Raw genomic sequence first — 20,866 nt, forward strand, 5'->3', positions numbered from 1 at the left:
TAACCTCGGTGGGGGTTCGGGGGCGGCTGTGCCGCCCCCGAAGATCTTTTTTGTTGGTGTTTGGCGGCACAGCCGCCAAACACCAACAAACATGAAGGTTTGGGGTGCAGCCCCAAGAATTTCCTCTATCTACGCATGCGGCAGCACCCCCACCAACACCAACATCACCAAGAGCAGTGCGACCGCCCACATCCACCCCTGGGCGAGGTAGGTGCGCCGAATCAGTGGCGGGTAGAGGCCCGGATCAACCTGAAAGCGCGGCGCAAGCGCCCAACCGGCCACAATGCCACCCAACAAGCCACCCAAATGGCCCCAATTGTCAATGATGCTCGGAGCCGAAAAGCCGATGAAGAGGTTAATGATGGCAATCGTGGCCATATTCTGCACCTGCGCCTTGCCGAAGTTGCCCAACACCCCCCGGTTCAGGTAGTAGAAGATTCCTAGCCCGCCGATCAGCCCAAAGATCGAGCCACTTGCCCCTACTGAAATGGCGGGTGAAAGCAGGTAGGAGGCGAGGCTGCCCCCTAACCCCGCCAGGAAGTAGAGCGCCAAAAAGCGCCGAGTTCCATAGATCCGCTCGCTCTCCGGGCCGAGTGCATAGAGCGCGTAGGCATTGAAGAAGATGTGAATGAGGCTGCCATGGAGAAAGGTAGCACTCAGCAGCCGCCAATAGGCACCAGCGGCGATCAGTTCATTAACCTTGGCTCCCAGAAACACCAGAATCTGTAAACTGGGTTGCATACCACCACTCAGTACGGCAGTCAGGAGGTAGATGATCCCGATAGCCCAGAGTAGCGACATGGCCGCCGGGGCGGGTGGAAGGCGCGGGGGCGTTGGGTTGGGTTCAGTCAAGTGGGTGGGTCTCCTCTCCATCGCTGGTGGGGGTTCGGGGGCGACTTCGCCGCCCCCGAAGATCTTTTTTCGTGGTGTTTGGCGGCTACGCCGCCAAACACCACGAAAAATTGAGATTCGGGATGGGGAGCGCCGCAATATTTTGTGGCACTGCTCATTCCAACGCCTGAACAATCCGCCGAAACTCTTCCCCCCGGTGGAATTCGTTCCGAAACATGCCAAAACTCGCACACCCCGGCGAGAGGAGCACAGTATCACCCACCTCGGCCAGCCCACGCGCCACCGCAATCGCCTGCTGAAAGTCGGCATAGGGGCCGTGTATGTCGTGCGGATTGAGCAGTGCCGCGTGCGCAATCGCCGCGTGCAATCGGGGGGTTGCGCTACCCTCTAGCAATACCAGCGCCTTCACCCGGCGCGCAATCGCCGCGCCCAAGTCGGCAAACGCCAACTCCTTGTCGGCCCCGCCCGCAATCAGGATGATCGGCGTGGTGATCGCCTCTAGCGCCGCTAAAGTCGCTGCGGGGTTGGTGGCGGTGGTGTCGTTCACGTAGATCACCCCATCCAACTCGCGTACCCGTTCCAGGCGGTGTTCGACCCCCATAAATCCACACAGCGCCCGCGCAATCTGCGCCGCCGAGACGCCAAAGCTGTAGGCTAATGCCGCTGCGGCCAGCGCATTCGAGCGGTTGTGCATCCCCGCAAGGTGAATATCATCACAGTGAGCCAGGGTGAGCGCGCCTAATCGCAGATTCCCCGCCGCATCAATATGCGCCTCGGTGGGCGCGCCGGGGTGCGCATCATAGACGATCATCCGCCCCGCGTAGCCCTCCGCCAATGGCCAGATCAGGCTCTCTGGCCCCACATCAGTAGCGGGTAAGACCACCACCCCATCGCTATGCTGATGCGCAAAGATCTGGCGCTTGGCCTGCGCGTAGGCTCCAAATGAGCCGTGCCAGTTGATATGATCGCCGGAGAGGTTGGTGATCAGGCTAAACCGTGGACTCAAGCCCACCGCCCCGATCCGTTCCAACTGAAAACTACTCAACTCCAACACCACCGGCGTCTCCGGTGTCAGGTTGGGCAGCGCCTCCAACGCCGAAACCCGCAAATTCCCCGCTGCCAACGTGTCCGGGTAGGCTTCGCGCAGCATCGCCGCCAGCATCAGTGACGTGGTCGTCTTGCCCTTGGTGCCCGTCACTCCCAAAATCGGGCCAGGGCAGGCCCGAAAGAAGAGCGTCATCTCGGTCTCAATCGGCACCCCTAGATCCTGGCATAGCTTGAGCCACGGCGAGGTGGGCCGTACCGCCGGGTTAACCACCACCATATCGCTGTTGATGAAGTCCTCAGCGTGGTGTTCACCCAAGGTGTAGTGAACCTCGGTGCCTAATTGGGCCGCAGCCGCATTCAGATGCGCCACGGGCACCGCCAAAGCCTCCGGCGTGGCCATGTCCGTCACCGTCACCCGTGCGCCTTGGGCCAGCAACCAACGGGCCACCCCTAGCCCACCGCCGTGAACCCCCAACCCCATGACTAAGACCGATTGACCAGTGAGATTGATCATGGTATTCCACATAGTAGGGGCGAAGCATCGCCCACCAGTCAAATCAGTATTCCCCATGCTCCATGGTAGGCGATGCTTCGCCCCTACTTCCCCATATTCCCCATACTCCATGGTAGGCGCTGCTTCGCCCCTACTCCCCCACCTGCTCCACCATCACCGTTGGCTGGTTGCCCGCCCGCTCCGAGCCGGGGCTTGGTCGGGCAAAGGTGATCGCCAGTGAAATCCCCACCATCGCCGCCACTGTGCCAATCAGTACGAAGCGTTGCGTCACCTGCACTTGGCTCCAACCCAGTAGCTCAAAGTGGTGGTGTAACGGAGCCATCTTGAAGATCCGTCGCCCCTCGCCATAGCGCCGCTTCGTCCATTTGAAGTAGCCGGTCTGAATCAATGTCGAGAAGGCTTCCACAATGAAGATAATCCCTACTACCGGCAATAATAACCATTGCTGTGACTGTAACGCCACTACGGCCAAGACCGCGCCCAGCGCCAACGAACCAAGATCACCCATAAAGACCTGCGCCGGATGCGCGTTGTACCAGAGGAAGGCCGCACACGCCCCCACCAAGGTGAAGCAGAGCGCCATCAGATTGGTCAGGCGCGGTTCAGCCAGGAAGGTCATCACCCCATACGCCCCGAAGGCCATGGTCAGATTCCAGCCCGCCAGACTGTCCAGCCCATCGGTGATATTCACCGCGTTCGAGATAAAGACGATGATCAGCGTGGCTATCGGAATGAACCAGACCCCAATGTTGCGCTCGCCCAGAAATGGAATCTGCACCAAGCCATCATGTTCCAACCCGAAGGGTTTGGGCAAGTAGAGCGCTAAACTGGCGATAAAGGCAATCACCAACATCAAAAAGAATTTATAGCGCACTGTAAAGCCGTAGGTCTTCGACTGCGACTTCGTAAGAGTCAACCAGTCATCCAAGCCGCCCAAAACGGCAAAACTGACCATCACCGCCAGCGGCAAGAGCATAGACCAACGATCCACCAGATTGAAGAACATCGTAAGCACCAACACAGTACTCACGATCATCACCCCGCCCATGGTCGGGGTGCCCATTTTGGTCAGGTGGCTTTGCGGGCCATCGAGCCGAATCTGCTTGCCGAGTTTATGCTGGCGCGCAAAGCGCACCCACCACGCCCCCACAAAGAGCGTCAATACAAAGGCTGCTGCGGCTAGTAACAGGGCTCGCGCCATATCCTGCACCAGCACCGCACGTAGAACGTCCAACTAAGCCTCCTGTTGGGGTTGCAGGGCCACGACGATCTCCTCCAGAGCCATACCGCGTGACGCCTTGAGTAGAATGTAGTCACCTGGCATAAGCCGTGGTCGGACGGATGCAATCGCCTCAGCATTGGTCATACAGACGACAATCTGCTCCGCAGCCATCCCGGCCTGCCGGGCCGCCTCAGCGATCCAGCCAGCGCGCTGCCCCACTGTCACCAGCAGGTCGGCCACTTCGGCCACCCGAAGCCCCACCTGGCGATGGCCCTCCTCTTCAGCACTGCCGAGTTCAAGCATATCCCCCAGGATCGCCACCCGACGGCCTTGGGTGTCGGCCAGTAGATCGAGCGCCGCCAAGGTTGAAATCGGAGCCGCATTGTAGGTATCATCTATCAGATGCGTACCACTCTGCCCCGCCACCACTCGTAAGCGCATCTGCGCCGCCGGATCAGACAACCCGGCAAGCATCGCGGGCCACTCCATCTCCATGATCAACCCCACACTCAACGCCGCCAGCGCCAGATAGACACTGTGCCGCCCGATCAGCGGCAAACGCAACGCGATCTGTTGATCCTGATAATGGACACGCATCGCAATCCCGTTTAGCCCGTAACTCTCGATTTGATCCGCCCACAACGTCGCCTGCGGCGATAGCCCATAGGTAAAAACGCGCGCATTGGTCATATCGCGCATCGCCAACACCAACGGATCATCCGCATTCAGTACCGCCCAGCCATCACGCGGCAGCCACTCGACCAACTCGGCCTTCGCGTACCAGATCGCCTCCTGGCTCTTCAGCCGCTCCAAGTGGGTTGGCCCCACATTGGTGACCAAACCGATCTGTGGCCGAGCAAGATCCGCCAAAAAGCGGATCTCACCCGGTGCCCACATGCCCATCTCCAGCACCGCCACCTCATGGGTGGGCGCAAGTTGAAGCAGTGTTGTGGGCACGGTGGCCTCGCTATTAAAACTGCGTTTACTTTTTAAGGTGCTGAAGCGCTGACGCAGCAGGGCCGCCACCGCTTCCTTGGTTGAGGTCTTCCCCACACTGCCGGTGATACCAACAACGGTCGGTGTGAACTGACGCCGATGGTAGGCCGACAAACGCTGAAGTGCCATCAGCGGGTCGTCTACGGCGATGAGAAGGCACGCCCCCGGCGTTGCTGCATCCAAGCCCGCCCCCGTAACCGGGTCCACCAGCGCCCAACGGCGTGCTGTACGAGCTAGTATAGTAGCACGCGCCTCGATTTCGGTGCGCGAGACAAGTGCGCCTAACGCACCGCGTGCAATCACATCGGGGAGAAAGATATGTCCATCGGTACGTTCACCAGCCAAAGCCACAAAGAGGGTTCCCGGCTCAACCTCGCGGGAGTCGATTACCGTCTCACCAAATACCAATTCCTGCCACTGGGGCGGAATATAGGGCATCTGACGCGACCATGCTGGCTGTACCCCGTATAGGATGCTTCCTAATCCGATCACTCCGCCCTCCTCACATCCCGCGCTGGGGTTGCTGGCCTCTTACCCAAGAGTGCCGAGGGCAATTATAGCATCTCCTTTCCCACCACCCGGCGGGCGTAGGGGCGAAGCATCGCCCACCAGTAGGGGCGAAGCATCGCCCACCAGTAGGGGCGAAGCATCGCCCACCAGTAGGGGCGAAGCATCGCCCACCAGCCATCCTGAAGCTCCCCAACCAACTTACGGGCGATGCTTCGCCCCTACTCGACCACCACCATACTTACGGGCGATGCTTCGCCCCTACTCGACCACCACCATACTTACGGGCGATGCTTCGCCCCTACTCGACCACCACCATACTTGCGGGCGATGCATCGCCCCTACTCGACCACCACCATACTTGCGGGCGATGCTTCGCCCCTACTCCGCCACCACCATACCCGGAATATACTCCCCAACCAACTTGCGGGCGATGCTTCGCCCCTACTCCGCCACCACCATACCCGGAATATACTGCCCAGGACTCACCAAGGTCGGGTCGGGTGGCACTTTGTCATAGCGCAATAGTTGATCCACAATGTTGTAGTAGACCGGGATGGCGGTGGTGACGCCCCAAATATCATCCTTGGGGCGATCAATCTTGACCAGAATGACATAGCGCGCATCCTCAGCGGGCGCAAACCCCAACACCGAACCAATCGTATAGCTCTGATCATAGCCACCAGTGGGCAACGGAATTGATGAGGTACCTGTCTTCGCCGCTACCTGGTAGCCCGGCACCAACCACTGATCGGCATAGCTCCCCGTGCGCGTGCCCCACACCACTGGGGCATAGTGATTGGCCGAATTGACCAACATGCGCCGGATCGTCCATGCCACCTCCTTGTCAATCGGCTGGCCCATCTGCATTGGTTCGGTGTCGGTACAACGCCCAGCCTGACAGCGCCGCTCAACAATGTAGGGGCGCATCCGAACACCATCATTCGCGATTGCCGCCGCCGCCTGAACCATTTGTAACGGGGTTACCGAAATGCTCTGGCCATAGGCGTTGGTCAGCAGGCCCAGATCGTTATATGCCGGGGTACCCCAACTATTGACAATCCCGACCTCCTCACCCGCCATATCCACCCCGGTTGGCTCGCCAAAGCCAAATGCCTTCACAACATGGTAGAAGTTCTCTGGCCCGGTGATCTCGTTCAGCAGGAGTGCGCCTACATTACTGGAGAAGTAGATCACATGAGCCGGATCGATCATGCCGTTGCCACTAGCATTCCAGTTCTTCAGCCAATAACCGTAACGGTAGATCGATCCAGTATCATTCACCTGCACATTGGCATCGAAACTACGGCTCTGCAAGCCCGCCGCCACCGTGATCATCTTGAAGGTACTCCCCGGCTCGTACAAGTTGCTGATCGCCGGGTTGCGCCCATACACCTCCGCCGGATAATCGCCGTAGCTATTGGGGTCGAAAGTAGGCCAACTCGCCATCCCGCGAATTGCACCCGTCTTCGGATCGAGCACAATGATCGTGCCGCCATCGGCATTGTGCTGCTGTACCGCCTGCTGCAACTCGCGCTCGATCACATACTGCACCAGCGGATCAATCGTCAGAGTCAGATCGGTTCCATCACGCGGCGGTAAGGTGCGCGAGGGCGCAATCGCAATCGGGTTCTGGTTGGGATCAAACTCCGCCTGCACACTGCCATCAACCCCTTGGAGAGCTTGGTTGTAGAAGCCCTCCACCCCGCTGATGCCGTCGCCATTAAAATTCGCCGCCCCCAAGATCTGCGCCGCGAAGGTGCCCTGTGGATAGACCCGCCGTGGTTCGTACTGCCAGTGCAACCCCGGCTCATCGAGCGCATCAATCTGGGCCGCAACTTCTGGCTCCAACCAACGCGCCACCGGCAACCAGTAGTAGTCGCGGTTGGTCAGCGTCGCCAGAATCGTCTCGGCATCTTTATTCAGAATAGTCGCTAAGGTCAGCGCCAATACGGGTGCATGCTCCGGATCGATCTGCGCCGGCACCACCCACAGACTCTCGCGATCCACATCCATGGCCAACACATTGCCCAAGCGATCGGTAATCAGCCCCCGTTGGGCCTGAATCGGCACTTGGCGATCAATTTCGGCCCGCGCCAACCCTGACAACGACTCATGCTGAACGATCTGCAACTCACCCAGACGCAACACCACCCGCCCGATCAGCAACATGCAGACCAGCAGAATAATATTGATCCGCCAACGCGGTAAACGCACCCGCACCGGCGGATTGACCACGCCGGGTTGGGTGCGTAGTGGCTTGGTAGTGCGTGATGCCATTTAGTGTCCGTCCGACGCAATTTCCAGGTAGCGCAGTTGCTCAGGCTGAAGCGGACGCAGCCCTATCGCCTCGGCGCGCTGCCGAATCAGCGTCAACGACTGCGCCCGTGCCTCGCGTACCTGCAACTGGGCACGTTCGCGCATCAGCACGGTCTTCTCGGACTGAAGATCCGAGATCGCATAACCTTGTGTCGCCACTGCCCCGGTCTGAAGCAGCACAACCAGACTCATCAATGCAAGAAAGAGCACCAATGCCAGTAGGTAACGGCTACCATCAAGGCGCAGATAGTGGGGAATATTCAAACGCCGTTCACGGGCGCGCAGGATGGAAGAGAGACGCTCAGTATTGACTGCCATAGGGGCCTCCCTATTGAGCTTCTGGGAAGTTGGAGCTTCCCGAAAGCTTCAGTATCATAGCTTCTCCGCCACCCGCAGCTTGGCGCTACGGGAGCGTGGATTATGCGCTAACTCCTCAGCATCGGCCTCCAGCGGCTTCTTGGTGATAATCCGCAAACGCGGCGGGCGCGGATTAGCATTGCCGCCATACCCCGACTCTGCCCGCAAGAAGTGTTTGACGATGCGATCTTCTAACGAATGAAAGCTAATCACCGCCAAACGTCCGCCACGGTGTAAGAGATCCACCGCTTGCGGCAGCGCCGACTCAAGCTGTTCCAATTCGGCATTGACCGCAATCCGCAACCCCTGAAAGGTGCGCGTTGCCGGATGGATGCGCTCACGCCCACCCCGCCCGACCGCCCGTGCCACCAGTGCGGCTAAATCTGCGGTACGCACGAACGGTGTCTGCTTGCGTCGCTCCACGATCAGGCGTGCTACCCGCCGCGAGGCACGCTCCTCACCATAACGAAAGATGATCTCGGCAATCTGGGCCTCATCAAGCGTATTGACCAGATCCGCTGCGGTGATCCCCTGGGTCGGATCAAGCCGCATGTCTAATGGGCCATCGTTACTAAAGCTGAAGCCGCGCTCGGCACGATCCAACTGCGGCGAGGAGACGCCCAGATCGAGCAGAATGCCATCGAAGGCAGCGACCCCGGCTTGCTGGGCGATCTGGGCCATCGCGCCAAAACGGGCATGAAAGAACTGGTAGTTCGTGGCAGGTATGTTGGCCGCCACCATACGTGCCTGGGCCGCCGCCAACGCCGCCGGATCAGCATCTATCCCTAGCAGGAACCCGCCCGGTTGCGCCGCCTGCAAGAGCGCCAACGCATGCCCGCCGCCGCCCAGCGTCCCATCCAGGTAGACCCCACCCGGTCGCGGGTTGAGTGCCGTCTGGACTGGCTCCGCTAAGACTGAGATGTGCTGGAAGGTGGGGGCGGAGGATTGTGTTGAAGTCGTGATCATCATCAAGTAAATATCGCTCCTAAATTCCCACCGCCGCCAACTGCGCCGCAATCCCGGCCCCACTCGTGTCGAGTTGCTCCATCACACTCCGCCAGCGATCCGTCGCCCAGATCTCAAAATAGGTATCCATCCCACTGATGACCACCTGCTCGGCCAATCCGGCATACTCGCGTAGGTTCTGCGGCACCAGAATGCGCCCCTGACGATCAATCTCCACCTCAGCCGCATTCGAGAAGAGCATGCGCCGCAGGGTGCGCGCCTCCGGGCTGCCTAGCGAGAGGCTACTCACCTTCTGCGCCAACTGTTGCCAGATTGAACGCGGAAAGGCTTGTAAACACGCATCGAAGCCCCGCGTCAGTACCATCCCTTCGCTGAGATCCTCACGGAACCGCGCCGGAATGGCCACTCGCCCCTTGTCATCAATGCTGTGTTCAAACTCGCCAAGAAACACGTGTGCGCCTCAGTGTTAAATTATATACTGACGAAAATTCGTTCTAATTCCCCACTTCACCCCACTTTTCCCCACAATTTCGCTCATTATATACCACCCGACATTCGATTTCAACCCTACACGGCGCTTTCTCACCATTTTGTGATGTTTGATCGGTGGTAGTACTTTTTACACTCGCAGGCAAATAACCACATTGTAGAGGCGAAACATCGCCCACCATCAGCAACCCTACCCAACCGATGAACCACAGGCAATGCTTCGCCCCTACGTCCCCCACCCTCACACCCCACCAACCATGCTATAATCGCCACCATGATTCTCCCCAACCTCACCACGATTACCATCGAGCGGCGGAGCTATGGTCGCCGCTATAGCGACCTGCCGGTGGATCATCTGGATATTGATGGTTTCATCATTGATTGCACCGGAGCCTATACCCGCCCCAACCACTATGATCTGCGCGTAGGCGATATTGTGCGCTGGCGCAGTGGTGAGCAGATCCTTGAGGCGATTATTGCCAGTGTGGAGCGCAGTAATGACCGCGTAGCCGTTTCGTTGCGTAATACAACCCCGCTCCCCGCCGATTTCTTCTTCTACTAAATGGCCACCTCAACCCTCAAAACTACCCCCAACCTCAGCCTGCTCCAGATCTTGGTGCTCTTACTCGGTCGGTTCACCTTTAATACCGGCTTCCGCGTGATCTACCCGCTGCTCCCACTGCTCGCCAATGGCTTGCAGGTGAGCCTCAGTATGGTCAGTCTCTTGGTGACGGTGCAGGTTGGGGCGACAATGCTCAGCCCGCTTGGTGGGATGTTGGCCGACCGCTTTGGGGAGCGGCGGAGTATGTTGATCGGGTTGGGGATCTTTATCTTCGGTGCGGCGATCTGTGCGCTGGCGAGCAGTTTTATGCCCTTTATGCTCGGCTATACCCTAATCGGCATCGCCACCGCGCTCTATATGTCGCCCGCGCAAGCCTACGCGAGTGCCCGCAGCGCCTATACCGAACGCGCCCGCATCCTGGGGTTGCTCGAACTCAGTTGGGCCGCCTCGGCCCTGCTAGGGGTCGCCGCACTTACCCAACTGATTGCGTGGCAAGCCAGTTGGACTCCCGCCTTTGTGGTGCTGGGGATTGCCGCGCTACTCACCTTTGGCCTAACGATCATCCTACTCAGCCCCGGTACGCTCCAGCCGCATACCCGCACCACCACCACCACCGGCGGGCTTACATTACTGCGCCGTAGCGACATCCTGGCCGCCCTTGGTATGATGTTCTTCCAACTCCTCGCCGCTGAGCTGATCTTTGTGATCTATGCCACCTGGCTCGAACGCGATTTTGCCGCCAGCACCGAACAGATCGGCCTGATCTTTGGCCTGCTCGGTATCGTTGAGTTGGGTGGCGCACTCACCGCAACGCTCTTTACCGACCGCATCGGTAAGCGCCGCGCCGTACTGATCGGTTTTGCCGGGGTGGCGATCTTCCAAGCGCTGCTCCCACTCAGTAGTGGCCATTGGCTGCTCTTCCTAGCCCTCTTCCTGCTCTTCGATCTCTGCTTCGAGTTCGCCATCGTCTCGGCCTTCCCGCTTATGAGTGGGCTGACCGAACATGGACGCGGAACCGTCCTGGCGCTCATGGTCGCCATGATGGGCCTAGGCCGTGTGGTTGGCTCGCTGGCTGGCCCGGCGCTCTTCCTGACAATTGGCATCTGGGGCAATGGGCTGTTGGCCGCCGCCGGGGCGATCATCGGGGTGCTGCTCTGCTTCTGGCTGGTGCCCGAAGGCCATGCGTGATGTAGGGGCGAAGCATCGCCCTCCATGGAGCATCGGGAACACGGTCTGGCGTGGCGGGCGATGCTTCGCCCCTACGGGATGATCGCGGAACCCGGCCACCCATGAACCCGGTCTGGGTATTCGGTACCTTTAGCCTATTGTTGCTCAAGCGCCCCAGGTTCTATAATCAAAGTACAGCAATCAGCAGCGGAGGTTCGCTATGTGGCGCAGAGCAAATGGACAATCAATCGTCGAGATGGCATTCGTATTACCGATTCTCTTGGTGGTGCTCTTTGGCATCATGGAGTTTGGGTACATCATCTTTGCCTACTCTACGGTATCCCAGGCCGCCCGCAATGCAGCCGAGGCCGCCGCACAGTTGCCGCCCCAGCAGAGTTGGTTGGCCTATCGGAATGATCCTAGCCCACCCGTCAACTATCCTGGTTTTCGTGGTGATGCCTGTGTGCGCGCTGTCTATCAGGCCGCCGAGAGTGATGACACGATCTTTCCGGGGATCTCCAATGGACTCATCATCAGTTACCCGATGGATGATCCAGATGGTGATGGTGAGATTGACCGCAATACCCGCAACCTGACCGACCGGGGGCCGGTTGAGGTCTCGATCACCTACCAAGTGCGCGGGATCACACCACTCTTCAACCTCTTCGATTTTGGCAATAATGGCACCATCACGCTGGCAGTAACGCAGCGTCGCTCAATCGAGAGCCTGGGCCGCGACCCAACCAAGACGAGTGGAATCGCTTGTGCCCGCGATGTGGCCGAGTGGCGCACAATCAACGAAGAAGATTAGATGTGATATGGTAAGGGGAACTGCTATGTTTCGCCGCAATTGTTCCAAGCGAAGTTCTGGCCAAGCGCTAGTCGAGTTTGCGCTGGCTGCCACCCTCATCTTTACCCTGCTCGCGGCAGCGGTTGATCTGGGCCTGATCTTCTTTACCATGCAATCACTACGCACCGCCGCCCAAGAGGGAGCCAACTTTGGTAGTTACCCACGAATTGTGACCAACAATGATGGCGCAATTACCGAGGTCAGACTCGACTATGATAACATCGTCAATCGCGTGCGTGCGTCTGCTGGCGATCCCTCGACGGGCTTTGTTGATATGTATGATCTGAATAATAATAATAACGATGATGAATCCGATTCCGGCGTTTTGAACTATAACAACTCAAATGCCTTCATTTATATCGAAAACCCACGCTTCGCCAATGGTAATCTGAGCAACACACCCACCGCATGCCCAACGACCACACCGCATCAGGGCATGCGCAACGCCGGTCAGTATTGCTATGTGCGGGTCACGGTGAGCTACAACTACCGCTTCTTCTTCCCGTTAGCGCCGGTCTTTAGCGATACCATCCGCTTGCGGGCAACCCATATGATGCAAATCCGTAGTACCTTTATTGGCTAGAGGAACCCAGAGACCAAACCTATGCAATCCAACTCTTCTCGCACAGATCAACCAACACAAACAGGGAGGACGGTCATGAACACACCTCGACGACAATTGCTGCGTCGGCTTGCCCGCCAACGCAAGCCCGGCCAGAGCATTCCGATCATCGCACTGATGATTCTCATTCTGGTGGCCATGGTCGGCCTCTCGGTTGACGTTGGCAACACCTTCTCCAAGGAGCGTCAAGCGGTCTCGGCATCTAACGCCGCCGCCTTGGCCGGGATGTCGGCCTATATGGAGCGCAGTTCGAGTACGCTCGATACCGCGATCTATCAGGCAATTGTAAAATCGCTCGAATCCAACGGTATCATTGTTGGTGATGGCAGCAACAATACGGTTGAAGTGACCGCCAACTACCTTGATGCCCAGGGCGAGTTGCTCGCCGGTCACCCGGTGGTTGGGTCGGGTGGTACGGCTCCCAACGGAGCCACCTACATCCACGTCCAACTCAATGGAACGGTCAATACCTCCTTCGCCCGTGTGGTCGGTCGCGAAGATCTACCGATCAATGCTGAGTCTCACGCTGGGCTCTGCCAGGTCAATTCGGGTGTCTATCCTATCGGCATTGAAAACGCCTATATCGGCAATGGCGTCTTCAATGATGTAGGCGTCACTGACCGTGCCACAGAGTACAAGGTGCTGAGCAATGGCTTGGTGCAGCGCCGCGTCTATGTGCGTGACGGTGACAACACCCCTGGCCAGTTCGGCTGGCTGCGCTGGCCAGAAGATAAAGGCGAGTTGGGCCAAAATGCTGGGAGCGCCGGTGAGTTGGCGCAGAGCATCAAAGGCGACGGCAACCTTGACTGGGGCTTCGATGAGGCTCCCTGGCCAAGCAATGAGACCGTTCCCGAAGGCTATCCCACTAATCCGCATTCGCTCAATGCCGGTGACTGGGTCTGGGGGAGTTCGGGGTGGAGCAATAGCAATGCGCTCGATACTGCCATCCAGCAGCACATTGATAACAGCACGATTATGATCCTGCCGATCTATGATCGTATGGTTGGCCAGGGTGACAATGCCAGCGTGCGTGTGGTCAACTTTGGTAGCTTCATCATCGTGGGTCGTGGGCGTGATAGAAACCGCCCCTACTTCGACATGATCTACCTGGGGCCGCCTTCGCGCCAGTACAATGTCTGCTCGCAGATGCCACCACCGCCGGAAGAGATCAACCTGCTCGACCTGGCCGGGAATGTCTCCTTCTATCCAGAGTATCAGATCATCCCCACCATGCAGAAGCCAATCCAGTATGTGGTGGTGCTCGATGCCTCCGGTTCGATGAGTGCCAACTTTGATGGCCAGTGCAACAATAGTGGCGGGGTCAAGCAGTGCGCCAACGGCCCGGCAGGCTTCCCTGCTGTGAATGTGAGCAATACTGGCTACGATTATTGGTGGACAACCGAGAGCCAGCGGCGCATCTATGTGGCCAAGAAGGCGCTGGAGCGCTTGGTGACGCTGACCAACATGCCGGGGAATCCGGGCTATACCAATACTCGCCCCTCCGACCAGATGGCGGTGGTTTGGTTCAACGAAGCTGTTTCTTCCAGCAATGTCCAAGCCTTCTCCAATAACCCGACCACGCTCAAGAACTTCATCAAGAAACTCAACAATGTAAATGGTAATTACCGCAGTGCTGGTGGTACCAACGGTGCCGGTGGCCTCTACCGCGCCAGTCTGCTCTACCAGAACGCACCCAAGACAGTCAGCTTCAACGGGAGTAACGTTGAGTACAAGCGTGTGGTGCTCTTCCTGACCGACGGTGTCTCCAACTACTTCCTCAATACGAGCGCGAGCGATCTGAAAGGCCCGTTGAGCTCGTATAACACCTTCAAGAAGAATAGCACCTGCTATAACCTGGGCAGTAAGGCAATCGAGAGTGCCTCCTGCCAGACCACCGAGGTGGGTGGTACCTACAAGAAGGACAGCAAGACCTATGATCGCCCAATCACCCAGATGATCCTGACCAGTCAGAATAATCTGCGCAACAGCACGATCAATGCCGAGGTCTTTGTCATCGCGCTCTCGAACATCCCAGCAACCGGGTTGAGTACTGGTATTCCTTCACAGTCGGACTACTTCTTCCCCGCACCCAGCCTCCAGGTGGCTGCGGATGGAACGACCAATGTTGATCAGATCATTGATACGATCAACACCAAGGTCGAGACTAACGAGTGTGTGGTTGGCGCAAGCGGAAGCACCAGTAGCATCATTACGGAATCTGAGTTTGGCAGCAATCCGAGTGGCTTCAGCTACCCGCAGGTGGGTCTGGTGACGATCTCGAACGAGACCAACAGCTACACGTCACCCATTCTGGCCGGTGATAATGGTGCGCTGCGCTACCACTTCACGGCCATCCCGCAGGGAACCTATCGCTTGCAGGCATTCATGTACTACCGCCACCCGCTCGATCCCGAAGGGGTCTCGGCACGTATGTATGGCAACCTCTTCAGCGGTGGCGCAAGTGCGCAGGATATGACGGTCTATGTCACGCCAGACGCAGTCACGACCTCGAACCGCATCGAGTTGCCACTAACGCTCAAACTGACCGGCAATGTCTGTCCGGCAAATTAGCTGTATTGGGTGGTGTTGGGCGGCTTCGCCGCCCAACACCACCCAAAAAAGATCTTCGGGGGCGGTGAAACCGCCCCCGCCCCCCTATCGCTCTGGTACAACCCCCATGATACACTGCCACTAACCAACCCGTTGGTATGAGGCATCTTGCAACACTCTTCTCGGCACGCGCTCGCTCCCCAATCCTCCCTGGACGTTTCGCCTATAGGAATGCGGCATGCGGGAACACCTCAATCGGCGTAGCGTGCGCTCATCCAACCCACACACAATAGTCTGGCAATCGCACTCTTTAGGAGGTGCCCCATGGTACCCAAGGTTTTGGATCGTCGTTTGATGCGCAATACGGGTCTGTTACTGATTGTTCTCACCCTGACAACGATCATGGCCGGGCGACCCAGCCTTGCCGCGAATGCCTCGAAATCGGTACCACTCGATAATACCCAGGGCAACTTCGCTACGGGTGTCTTCCAACGGACTGCACTTGGCCCGCAGGATCTAGCTGATCTCGTCAGTTTCGCCTACGGCCAAAATGAGATCAATGATGCCCCTGGTATGGTGCAACTCGCTCCCGCCGGGGTGCTCAAGCCATGGACAGAGTTTAACCCACCCTTGCCGTATGCACTGACCAATGCCGGTGTCACCGCCATGGGCAACTACATTTATGTCATCGGCGGTATCTATGCCGGTGAAGGCGGACGCAGCGATCAGGTCTATTGGGCCAAAGCAGATCCTACCAATGGGAATCTCGTCGGCGATTGGCAAGCAACGCCTATGCCAGCAACCCAGTTGATTATCGATTCATCACCTACCTTTAATGAGGTTATTAGTCTTGCAGAGTGTAGGGCCAGCACCGCCAATCTCGCCGCCCGTAGCGATGTGGGTGTAGCCAGTTTGGACAAAGATAGCACCACTGGTTATATCTATGTTATCGGCGGGGTCTTCAAAGGCGCTGATTGTAGTACCGAGTACTCAACCGCCGTCATCCAGCGCGCCACGGTCAATAAGACGACGGGTGCGTTAACATGGACAACCTTCAGCAGTTCGGTATCGCTGCCTAGCCCAGAATTTCCTGATAATGGAAGCAGCACAGCCTCACGCCTGCTAGGTGCCGACTCAATCTCCACCACGGTGGTGCCCTACCGCGATGGCAATACCATGCGCTACTTCCTCTATGTGGTGGGAGGCAAGAGTCGGTTTATTGAAGGTGAATATGCAGTACCCTATATAGTTTTACGGGGTGAACCCAAGGATCGCGCCCTGGCCAGCGTCTACTACACCGAGATTGATCTGGACACTGGCAACTTCAAGCACCCGGTGAGTGGCAGCACGAGCAGCGTTTGGGTGCGCGACAGCGACATCCAACTGCGTAATGCACCAACCCAGAACCAAGGACTCTGGGGCGCGGGGATCAGCGGTACCACGATTCTGGATGGCACCCTGATGAAGTCTATGATCTACTTGGCGGGGGGCCAGTTAAACATCGCGGCATCCCCCACCTTCAACAACTTCGTCTACCGCGCTGATCTGGGTACGAATGGTACCCTCAACTGGGGCGGTACAGATCGCACCCAGACGGTTGGCCCCGATGAGGTTGGTATGGTTGGGCGGCGAGGTATGGGACTAGTAGCCTCCAACGGCAAGCTCTACTTCATCGCCGGGAACACTACCAATCCCCCCTCAGGCATCGAAAACAGCGTCCCGACCGCCTTCTACGATGAAAATGGCGATCTGATCAAGGTGGATGACACTAACTTCATCATCGGTACCGATGACAAAGTGCTGGCGGTTGGCGATACCGATGGGCGCTACAATAGTGGCGTGGCGATGATCGAAGGGCTCTTGGATGGCACCAACGAGATTCCGGGTTGGATTTATGTGATTGGTGGCCAAGATAATCAAGGTGACGTAACAGGCACCATCTTCCGGGGCCAAGTGGGTGGCGACGACGCCCTTAATGATATCCGTGCCCGTGATGGCTGGTACTACTCACCCGTCTTCCAGACCTCCTACGTCTTTGGCGAGGGGCAGTGGATCAAGTACATCCAGGCACGGCTGCTCAAGTTCCACTGGGCCTCGTACTTTGAGCGCGGCAGCAACGAAAATGCCGACATCCAGATCTACTTCCGCGCCAAACAGACCGCCAGTGGTCAGTGTGGGACGGATACCTTCACCAGCAGTGATGCATGGCAAGGACCGCTCGATGGTTATGCAGGCAATGCGCTTTACTCACAACATCCAGTCAATCTCAAGGTATATAACGAATACAACCTCGAAGCCAACTTTACGGATGCCTACCTCGTCGGTAACTGCGTGCAGTACCGCGCCAAACTGATCCAGGGTAGTGGTAGTCGGAGTACCAGCCCCAAACTGTTGAGCGTCTATGTGACTCGCGAGATCGTCGGTGGGGTGAACCTGATCGTCCCAGAGAATGGCTTCGCGGTGACCACCAATGATAATCAGGTTGCCTCCATGGCGATCAAGATTCAGAATCTCGTCAACGGCCAAACCTCGGAAACCATCACCCTCAACCAAGCCCTGGAAGCGATCAGTGGGGTTGGCACCGGCTCCTTCTATGTCCACCTGTGTATTGCGCGTAACGATCTGGTCGAGGGCGATCCCGTCTACCCAACTCTCACTCTACCTAACCCGAATGAGGTCAGTTTTGATCCGCTGGTACCGGCGAACTTCAGAGATCTCTGTCCCTACTATGCCGACATCCAGACCGCAACCGCAATGGAAGCAGAGCCTCTCAATCTGATGTCCACCGATCCCTTCAGTGGGAAATCCTACTGGTACGCGAATGATGGCGTCAACTACCCAAATGTACCTGATCTCATCAAGAGCGCCTTCAAGGAAGATGGATACTACACAATAGGGCTACTGTTAGACACGAGCAACCTCATTCCAGAGGAGGATGCGAGCCAACCGGCGTTAGGCGAAAGTACCGACAACCAGAGCACCCGATTTACGCCCCTGATCCAATTCACCGTCAGGAACCTCAACAAGGTCTATTTACCGGTGGTGGTTCGGTAGAGACGGCCCGGTAGGGCATGGGCAAAGTCCTTGGGGCTGAAGCCCCAAACCCCAATTTTTGTTGTTTTTTGGCGGCTACACCGCCAAAAAACAACAAAAAAGATCTTCGGGGGCGGCGAAGCCGCCCCCGAACCCCCACCGGAGGTAACTTTACCCATGCCCTAGACGGCCCGGTGGGTCGTCTCCACTGCCCTAGCGGCGTATGCTATACTGTACTCTCAGAAACTCGTGGTACCTGTGCGCTGCCTGATAAGGAAGGAAGCCCCCTATGAGGCGTGGTGGTGTACTCATAATCTTGATCGTTCTCATCCTCGTCGTTGGTGGTGTCTTGGCTTTCTTCTTCCTCCAAGATCCCAGCAATCCGATCATTGGTAGCGGACCGGAAGCCGCGATCACCAGCGAACCAACGGCGATCCCATTGGTTGATGTCGTCCAGTCGAAGATTGACATCGAAGCCAACACCGTCATCAAAGATACCGATGTCGAACTGATCAAGGTGAAGCAGACCGACTTCAATCCCGACACCCAAAGTTCGAACCTAATGGATGTGGTGGGCAAACTCACCACGAGCAAGATCACCGCAGAGCAGCCGATCAACACCAAGAACTTGATCGAGCCGGGATTGTCGCAGCAGATTCCAACTGCCGAGGCAGAACGAGCATCGAACAAAGCCTACCCCTTGGTCGTCAACAACCTTTCGGGGGTCTCGGATCAGATCAAACCGGGCGATTTTGTGGATGTGGTGGTCACCTTCCAGATTCCACGGCGTCAATCTTACCCCACCGGGCTGACCTACCAGGAGGTTGGGGGACAGATGATACCGATGATCGAGCGCGAGCTGAAGGATGAGATCTACTACACAACCAAGACCATCGTGCAGCGTGCGCAGGTATTGAAGATCATGCGTCCGCAGGTGGCACTCCCCGATGAGACCCCAGTACCCGGATCGGATGCCCCCGTCAACTCAAGCAGCCTGCCGCAAGTGGATGCATCAGGCCAACCGATTACCCCGGAGAGCCCAGGCGATACAACCGGCTCGATCTCCCAGGGCGCATGGACGCTCATCCTGTCGGTGAATGCACAGGAGGTCGAACTGATCGAATTTGCACTCAGAACCAATTCACGCATCGTGCTGGTGCTGCGCGGAGCGGGCGACACCGAATTTGAGGAGACGATTGGCGTCACCTACGATCTGCTGACGGCGGAGTTTGGCGTACCCATGCCGCAACAACTACCGCCACATGTACTCGATCCTGACGATGTCTTCACCGCCGACCCGACCCGCACCCCGGCCACAACACGGATACCGTAACCAGATCTTGTAGGGGCGAAGCATCGCCTGCCATGTGGTATGGAGAATACCAACTGAATTGGCGAGCGATGCTTCGCCCCTACCCGCATCCCCCAAACCCCCAAGCGGCAGATTGGGTAAAATAGTGGTACGATAATGAAGAGAGCATCTACTTATAGTCAGTGTGTTGATATGCGACCAGCAGATCGCCCTGAGGAGCCGAGCCATGAGTGAAGGCGAAAAGATTCGCGTCATGATCGTGGACGACATTGTCGATACACGCGATCAGTTGGAAAAATTACTCTTCTTTGAGAAGGATATTGAGGTCATCGCCAAGGCCAGTAATGGCCGTGAGGCGGTTGTGATGGCCAAGGAGTATCATCCCGATGTCGTCCTGATGGACATCAACATGCCCGATATGGACGGTATCGCCGCGACTGAAGCGATCATGAGCCAGGATCCCACGATCCAGGTGATCATCATGAGCGTCCAGGGTGAGACGGACTACCTACGGCGGGCGATGTTGGCCGGAGCGCGCGAATTTCTCACCAAACCAATCAGTGCCGACGATCTCTACAAGTCAATCCGGCATGTCCATCGTCTGGCGGCCTCGCGCCCCAAGGTGACGATGCAGTCCAATGATACGAAGAGTGATACCAAGTCGAGTGGCACCCAAGGCCAGATCATCGCCGTCTTTAGCCCCAAAGGAGGTGTAGGCAGTTCTTCGATTGCCGCTAACCTCGCGGTGGCGCTACGCCAACTCACGAATAAAAAAGTGGCGCTGCTTGATGGCAATGTGATCTTTGGCGATCTGAGCGTCATCCTCAACCTGCGCTCAGACAAGACGATCATTGACATTGCCTCCCGAATTGATGACATAGATGGCGATTTGCTCAATGATGTCATGGCGACCCACACCTCGCAGGTGAAGGTACTGCTCGCACCCTCCGACCCACAGCGAGGCGAGTTGGTAACAGCCGATCACATTCGGGCGATTCTGGATCTAATGCGCCAAGAGTTCGATTTTATCGTCGTGGATACACCGGCATCATTCCAGGATCGCACATTAGCGATGCTCGACATGGCCAACCGTATCGTCACCCTGATGACATTGGAGATGCACTGCATCCGTAACATTCGGCTCTTCTTAGAGGTTGCGGATCTCTTAGAGTACCCCCACGAAAAAGTGATGCTGGTACTAAACAAAGCCTCGAACCGTACCGGAATCAAGGCTGAAGATGTAGAGAAGAACATCCAGCGTAAATTAGTCCATCAAATCGGGGATGCTGGAGCCGAGATTACCTACGCGATCAATCAGGGAGTGCCCTTGGTGATCGGCAAACCCACTCATCAGGTCGCACGCGACATCATCGCCTTGGCCAAGGATCTCGCGGGTGGCACCAAACCAGCCGAAGCGGGTTCCTCGGCAAGTACGGCCGCACCGCCTGAACAGAAGAGTGGCGGGCTCTTCTCACGACTGATCACAAAACGGTAGCCTCCA

Annotated in this window: 16 protein-coding genes; 8 read left to right on the forward strand and 8 right to left on the reverse strand. The window is 57.4% G+C overall.

Features of this window, described 5'->3' with window-relative positions:
* Nucleotides 1-129: 129 nt before the first annotated feature.
* The 8 genes from EKD03_RS04900 to mraZ form a co-directional block, all read right to left on the reverse strand.
* Nucleotides 130-852, reverse strand: a complete 723-nt coding sequence (locus EKD03_RS04900; RefSeq protein ID WP_129628162.1) for a rhomboid family intramembrane serine protease — start codon at nucleotides 850-852, stop codon at nucleotides 130-132.
* 154 nt (nucleotides 853-1,006) lie between these two features.
* Nucleotides 1,007-2,413, reverse strand: a complete 1,407-nt coding sequence (gene murD, locus EKD03_RS04905) for a UDP-N-acetylmuramoyl-L-alanine--D-glutamate ligase (protein ID WP_238613396.1) — start codon at nucleotides 2,411-2,413, stop codon at nucleotides 1,007-1,009.
* Nucleotides 2,414-2,543: 130 nt separating this feature from the next.
* The gene (mraY, locus tag EKD03_RS04910; protein WP_129628164.1) at nucleotides 2,544-3,647 is read right to left on the reverse strand and encodes a phospho-N-acetylmuramoyl-pentapeptide-transferase; all 1,104 of its coding nucleotides are present in this window, start codon (nucleotides 3,645-3,647) and stop codon (nucleotides 2,544-2,546) included.
* Nucleotides 3,648-5,123, reverse strand: a complete 1,476-nt coding sequence (locus tag EKD03_RS04915; RefSeq protein WP_129628166.1) for a UDP-N-acetylmuramoyl-tripeptide--D-alanyl-D-alanine ligase — start codon at nucleotides 5,121-5,123, stop codon at nucleotides 3,648-3,650.
* Nucleotides 5,124-5,582: 459 nt separating this feature from the next.
* Nucleotides 5,583-7,418, reverse strand: coding sequence for a peptidoglycan D,D-transpeptidase FtsI family protein (locus EKD03_RS04920; protein WP_129628168.1), 1,836 nt, complete (start codon nucleotides 7,416-7,418; stop codon nucleotides 5,583-5,585).
* Complete coding sequence (locus EKD03_RS04925) at nucleotides 7,419-7,775, reverse strand: hypothetical protein (RefSeq protein WP_129628170.1); 357 nt, start codon at nucleotides 7,773-7,775, stop codon at nucleotides 7,419-7,421.
* A gap of 54 nt (nucleotides 7,776-7,829) precedes the next feature.
* A complete protein-coding gene (rsmH, locus tag EKD03_RS04930; RefSeq protein ID WP_129628172.1) occupies nucleotides 7,830-8,783 on the reverse strand; it encodes a 16S rRNA (cytosine(1402)-N(4))-methyltransferase RsmH in 954 nt (317 codons plus the stop codon).
* A 16-nt stretch (nucleotides 8,784-8,799) separates the two neighbouring features.
* Complete coding sequence (gene mraZ, locus EKD03_RS04935) at nucleotides 8,800-9,231, reverse strand: division/cell wall cluster transcriptional repressor MraZ (protein ID WP_129628174.1); 432 nt, start codon at nucleotides 9,229-9,231, stop codon at nucleotides 8,800-8,802.
* 312 nt (nucleotides 9,232-9,543) lie between these two features.
* On the opposite strand from mraZ, the gene EKD03_RS04940 reads away from it, so the two are divergent.
* The 8 genes from EKD03_RS04940 to EKD03_RS04975 all read left to right on the forward strand — a co-directional run bounded on the left by EKD03_RS04940 (nucleotide 9,544) and on the right by EKD03_RS04975 (nucleotide 20,860).
* Nucleotides 9,544-9,831: a S1 domain-containing protein gene (locus EKD03_RS04940; protein ID WP_129628176.1), complete on the forward strand. Its 288-nt coding sequence runs from the start codon at nucleotides 9,544-9,546 to the stop codon at nucleotides 9,829-9,831.
* Nucleotides 9,832-11,019 carry an MFS transporter gene (locus EKD03_RS04945; RefSeq protein WP_129628178.1) on the forward strand — a complete coding sequence of 396 codons (1,188 nt, stop codon included), beginning with the start codon at nucleotides 9,832-9,834 and terminating at the stop codon, nucleotides 11,017-11,019. It begins immediately after the preceding gene.
* 199 nt (nucleotides 11,020-11,218) lie between these two features.
* Nucleotides 11,219-11,809, forward strand: a complete 591-nt coding sequence (locus EKD03_RS04950; RefSeq protein ID WP_129628179.1) for a TadE family protein — start codon at nucleotides 11,219-11,221, stop codon at nucleotides 11,807-11,809.
* Between the two features lie 25 nt (nucleotides 11,810-11,834).
* A complete protein-coding gene (locus EKD03_RS04955; protein WP_129628180.1) occupies nucleotides 11,835-12,431 on the forward strand; it encodes a TadE/TadG family type IV pilus assembly protein in 597 nt (198 codons plus the stop codon).
* 75 nt (nucleotides 12,432-12,506) lie between these two features.
* Complete coding sequence (locus tag EKD03_RS04960; protein WP_161569182.1) at nucleotides 12,507-15,041, forward strand: VWA domain-containing protein; 2,535 nt, start codon at nucleotides 12,507-12,509, stop codon at nucleotides 15,039-15,041.
* A 303-nt stretch (nucleotides 15,042-15,344) separates the two neighbouring features.
* The gene (locus EKD03_RS04965) at nucleotides 15,345-18,074 is read left to right on the forward strand and encodes a Kelch repeat-containing protein (RefSeq protein ID WP_129628183.1); all 2,730 of its coding nucleotides are present in this window, start codon (nucleotides 15,345-15,347) and stop codon (nucleotides 18,072-18,074) included.
* 268 nt (nucleotides 18,075-18,342) lie between these two features.
* Nucleotides 18,343-19,386, forward strand: coding sequence for a Flp pilus assembly protein CpaB (gene cpaB, locus EKD03_RS04970; protein ID WP_129628185.1), 1,044 nt, complete (start codon nucleotides 18,343-18,345; stop codon nucleotides 19,384-19,386).
* A gap of 205 nt (nucleotides 19,387-19,591) precedes the next feature.
* Nucleotides 19,592-20,860, forward strand: a complete 1,269-nt coding sequence (locus EKD03_RS04975; protein WP_129628187.1) for a response regulator — start codon at nucleotides 19,592-19,594, stop codon at nucleotides 20,858-20,860.
* The last annotated feature ends 6 nt before the right edge of the window (nucleotides 20,861-20,866 follow it).

The sequence above is a fragment of the Candidatus Oscillochloris fontis genome (assembly GCF_004138135.1).
Classification (GTDB): Bacteria; Chloroflexota; Chloroflexia; order Chloroflexales; family Chloroflexaceae; genus Oscillochloris; species Oscillochloris fontis.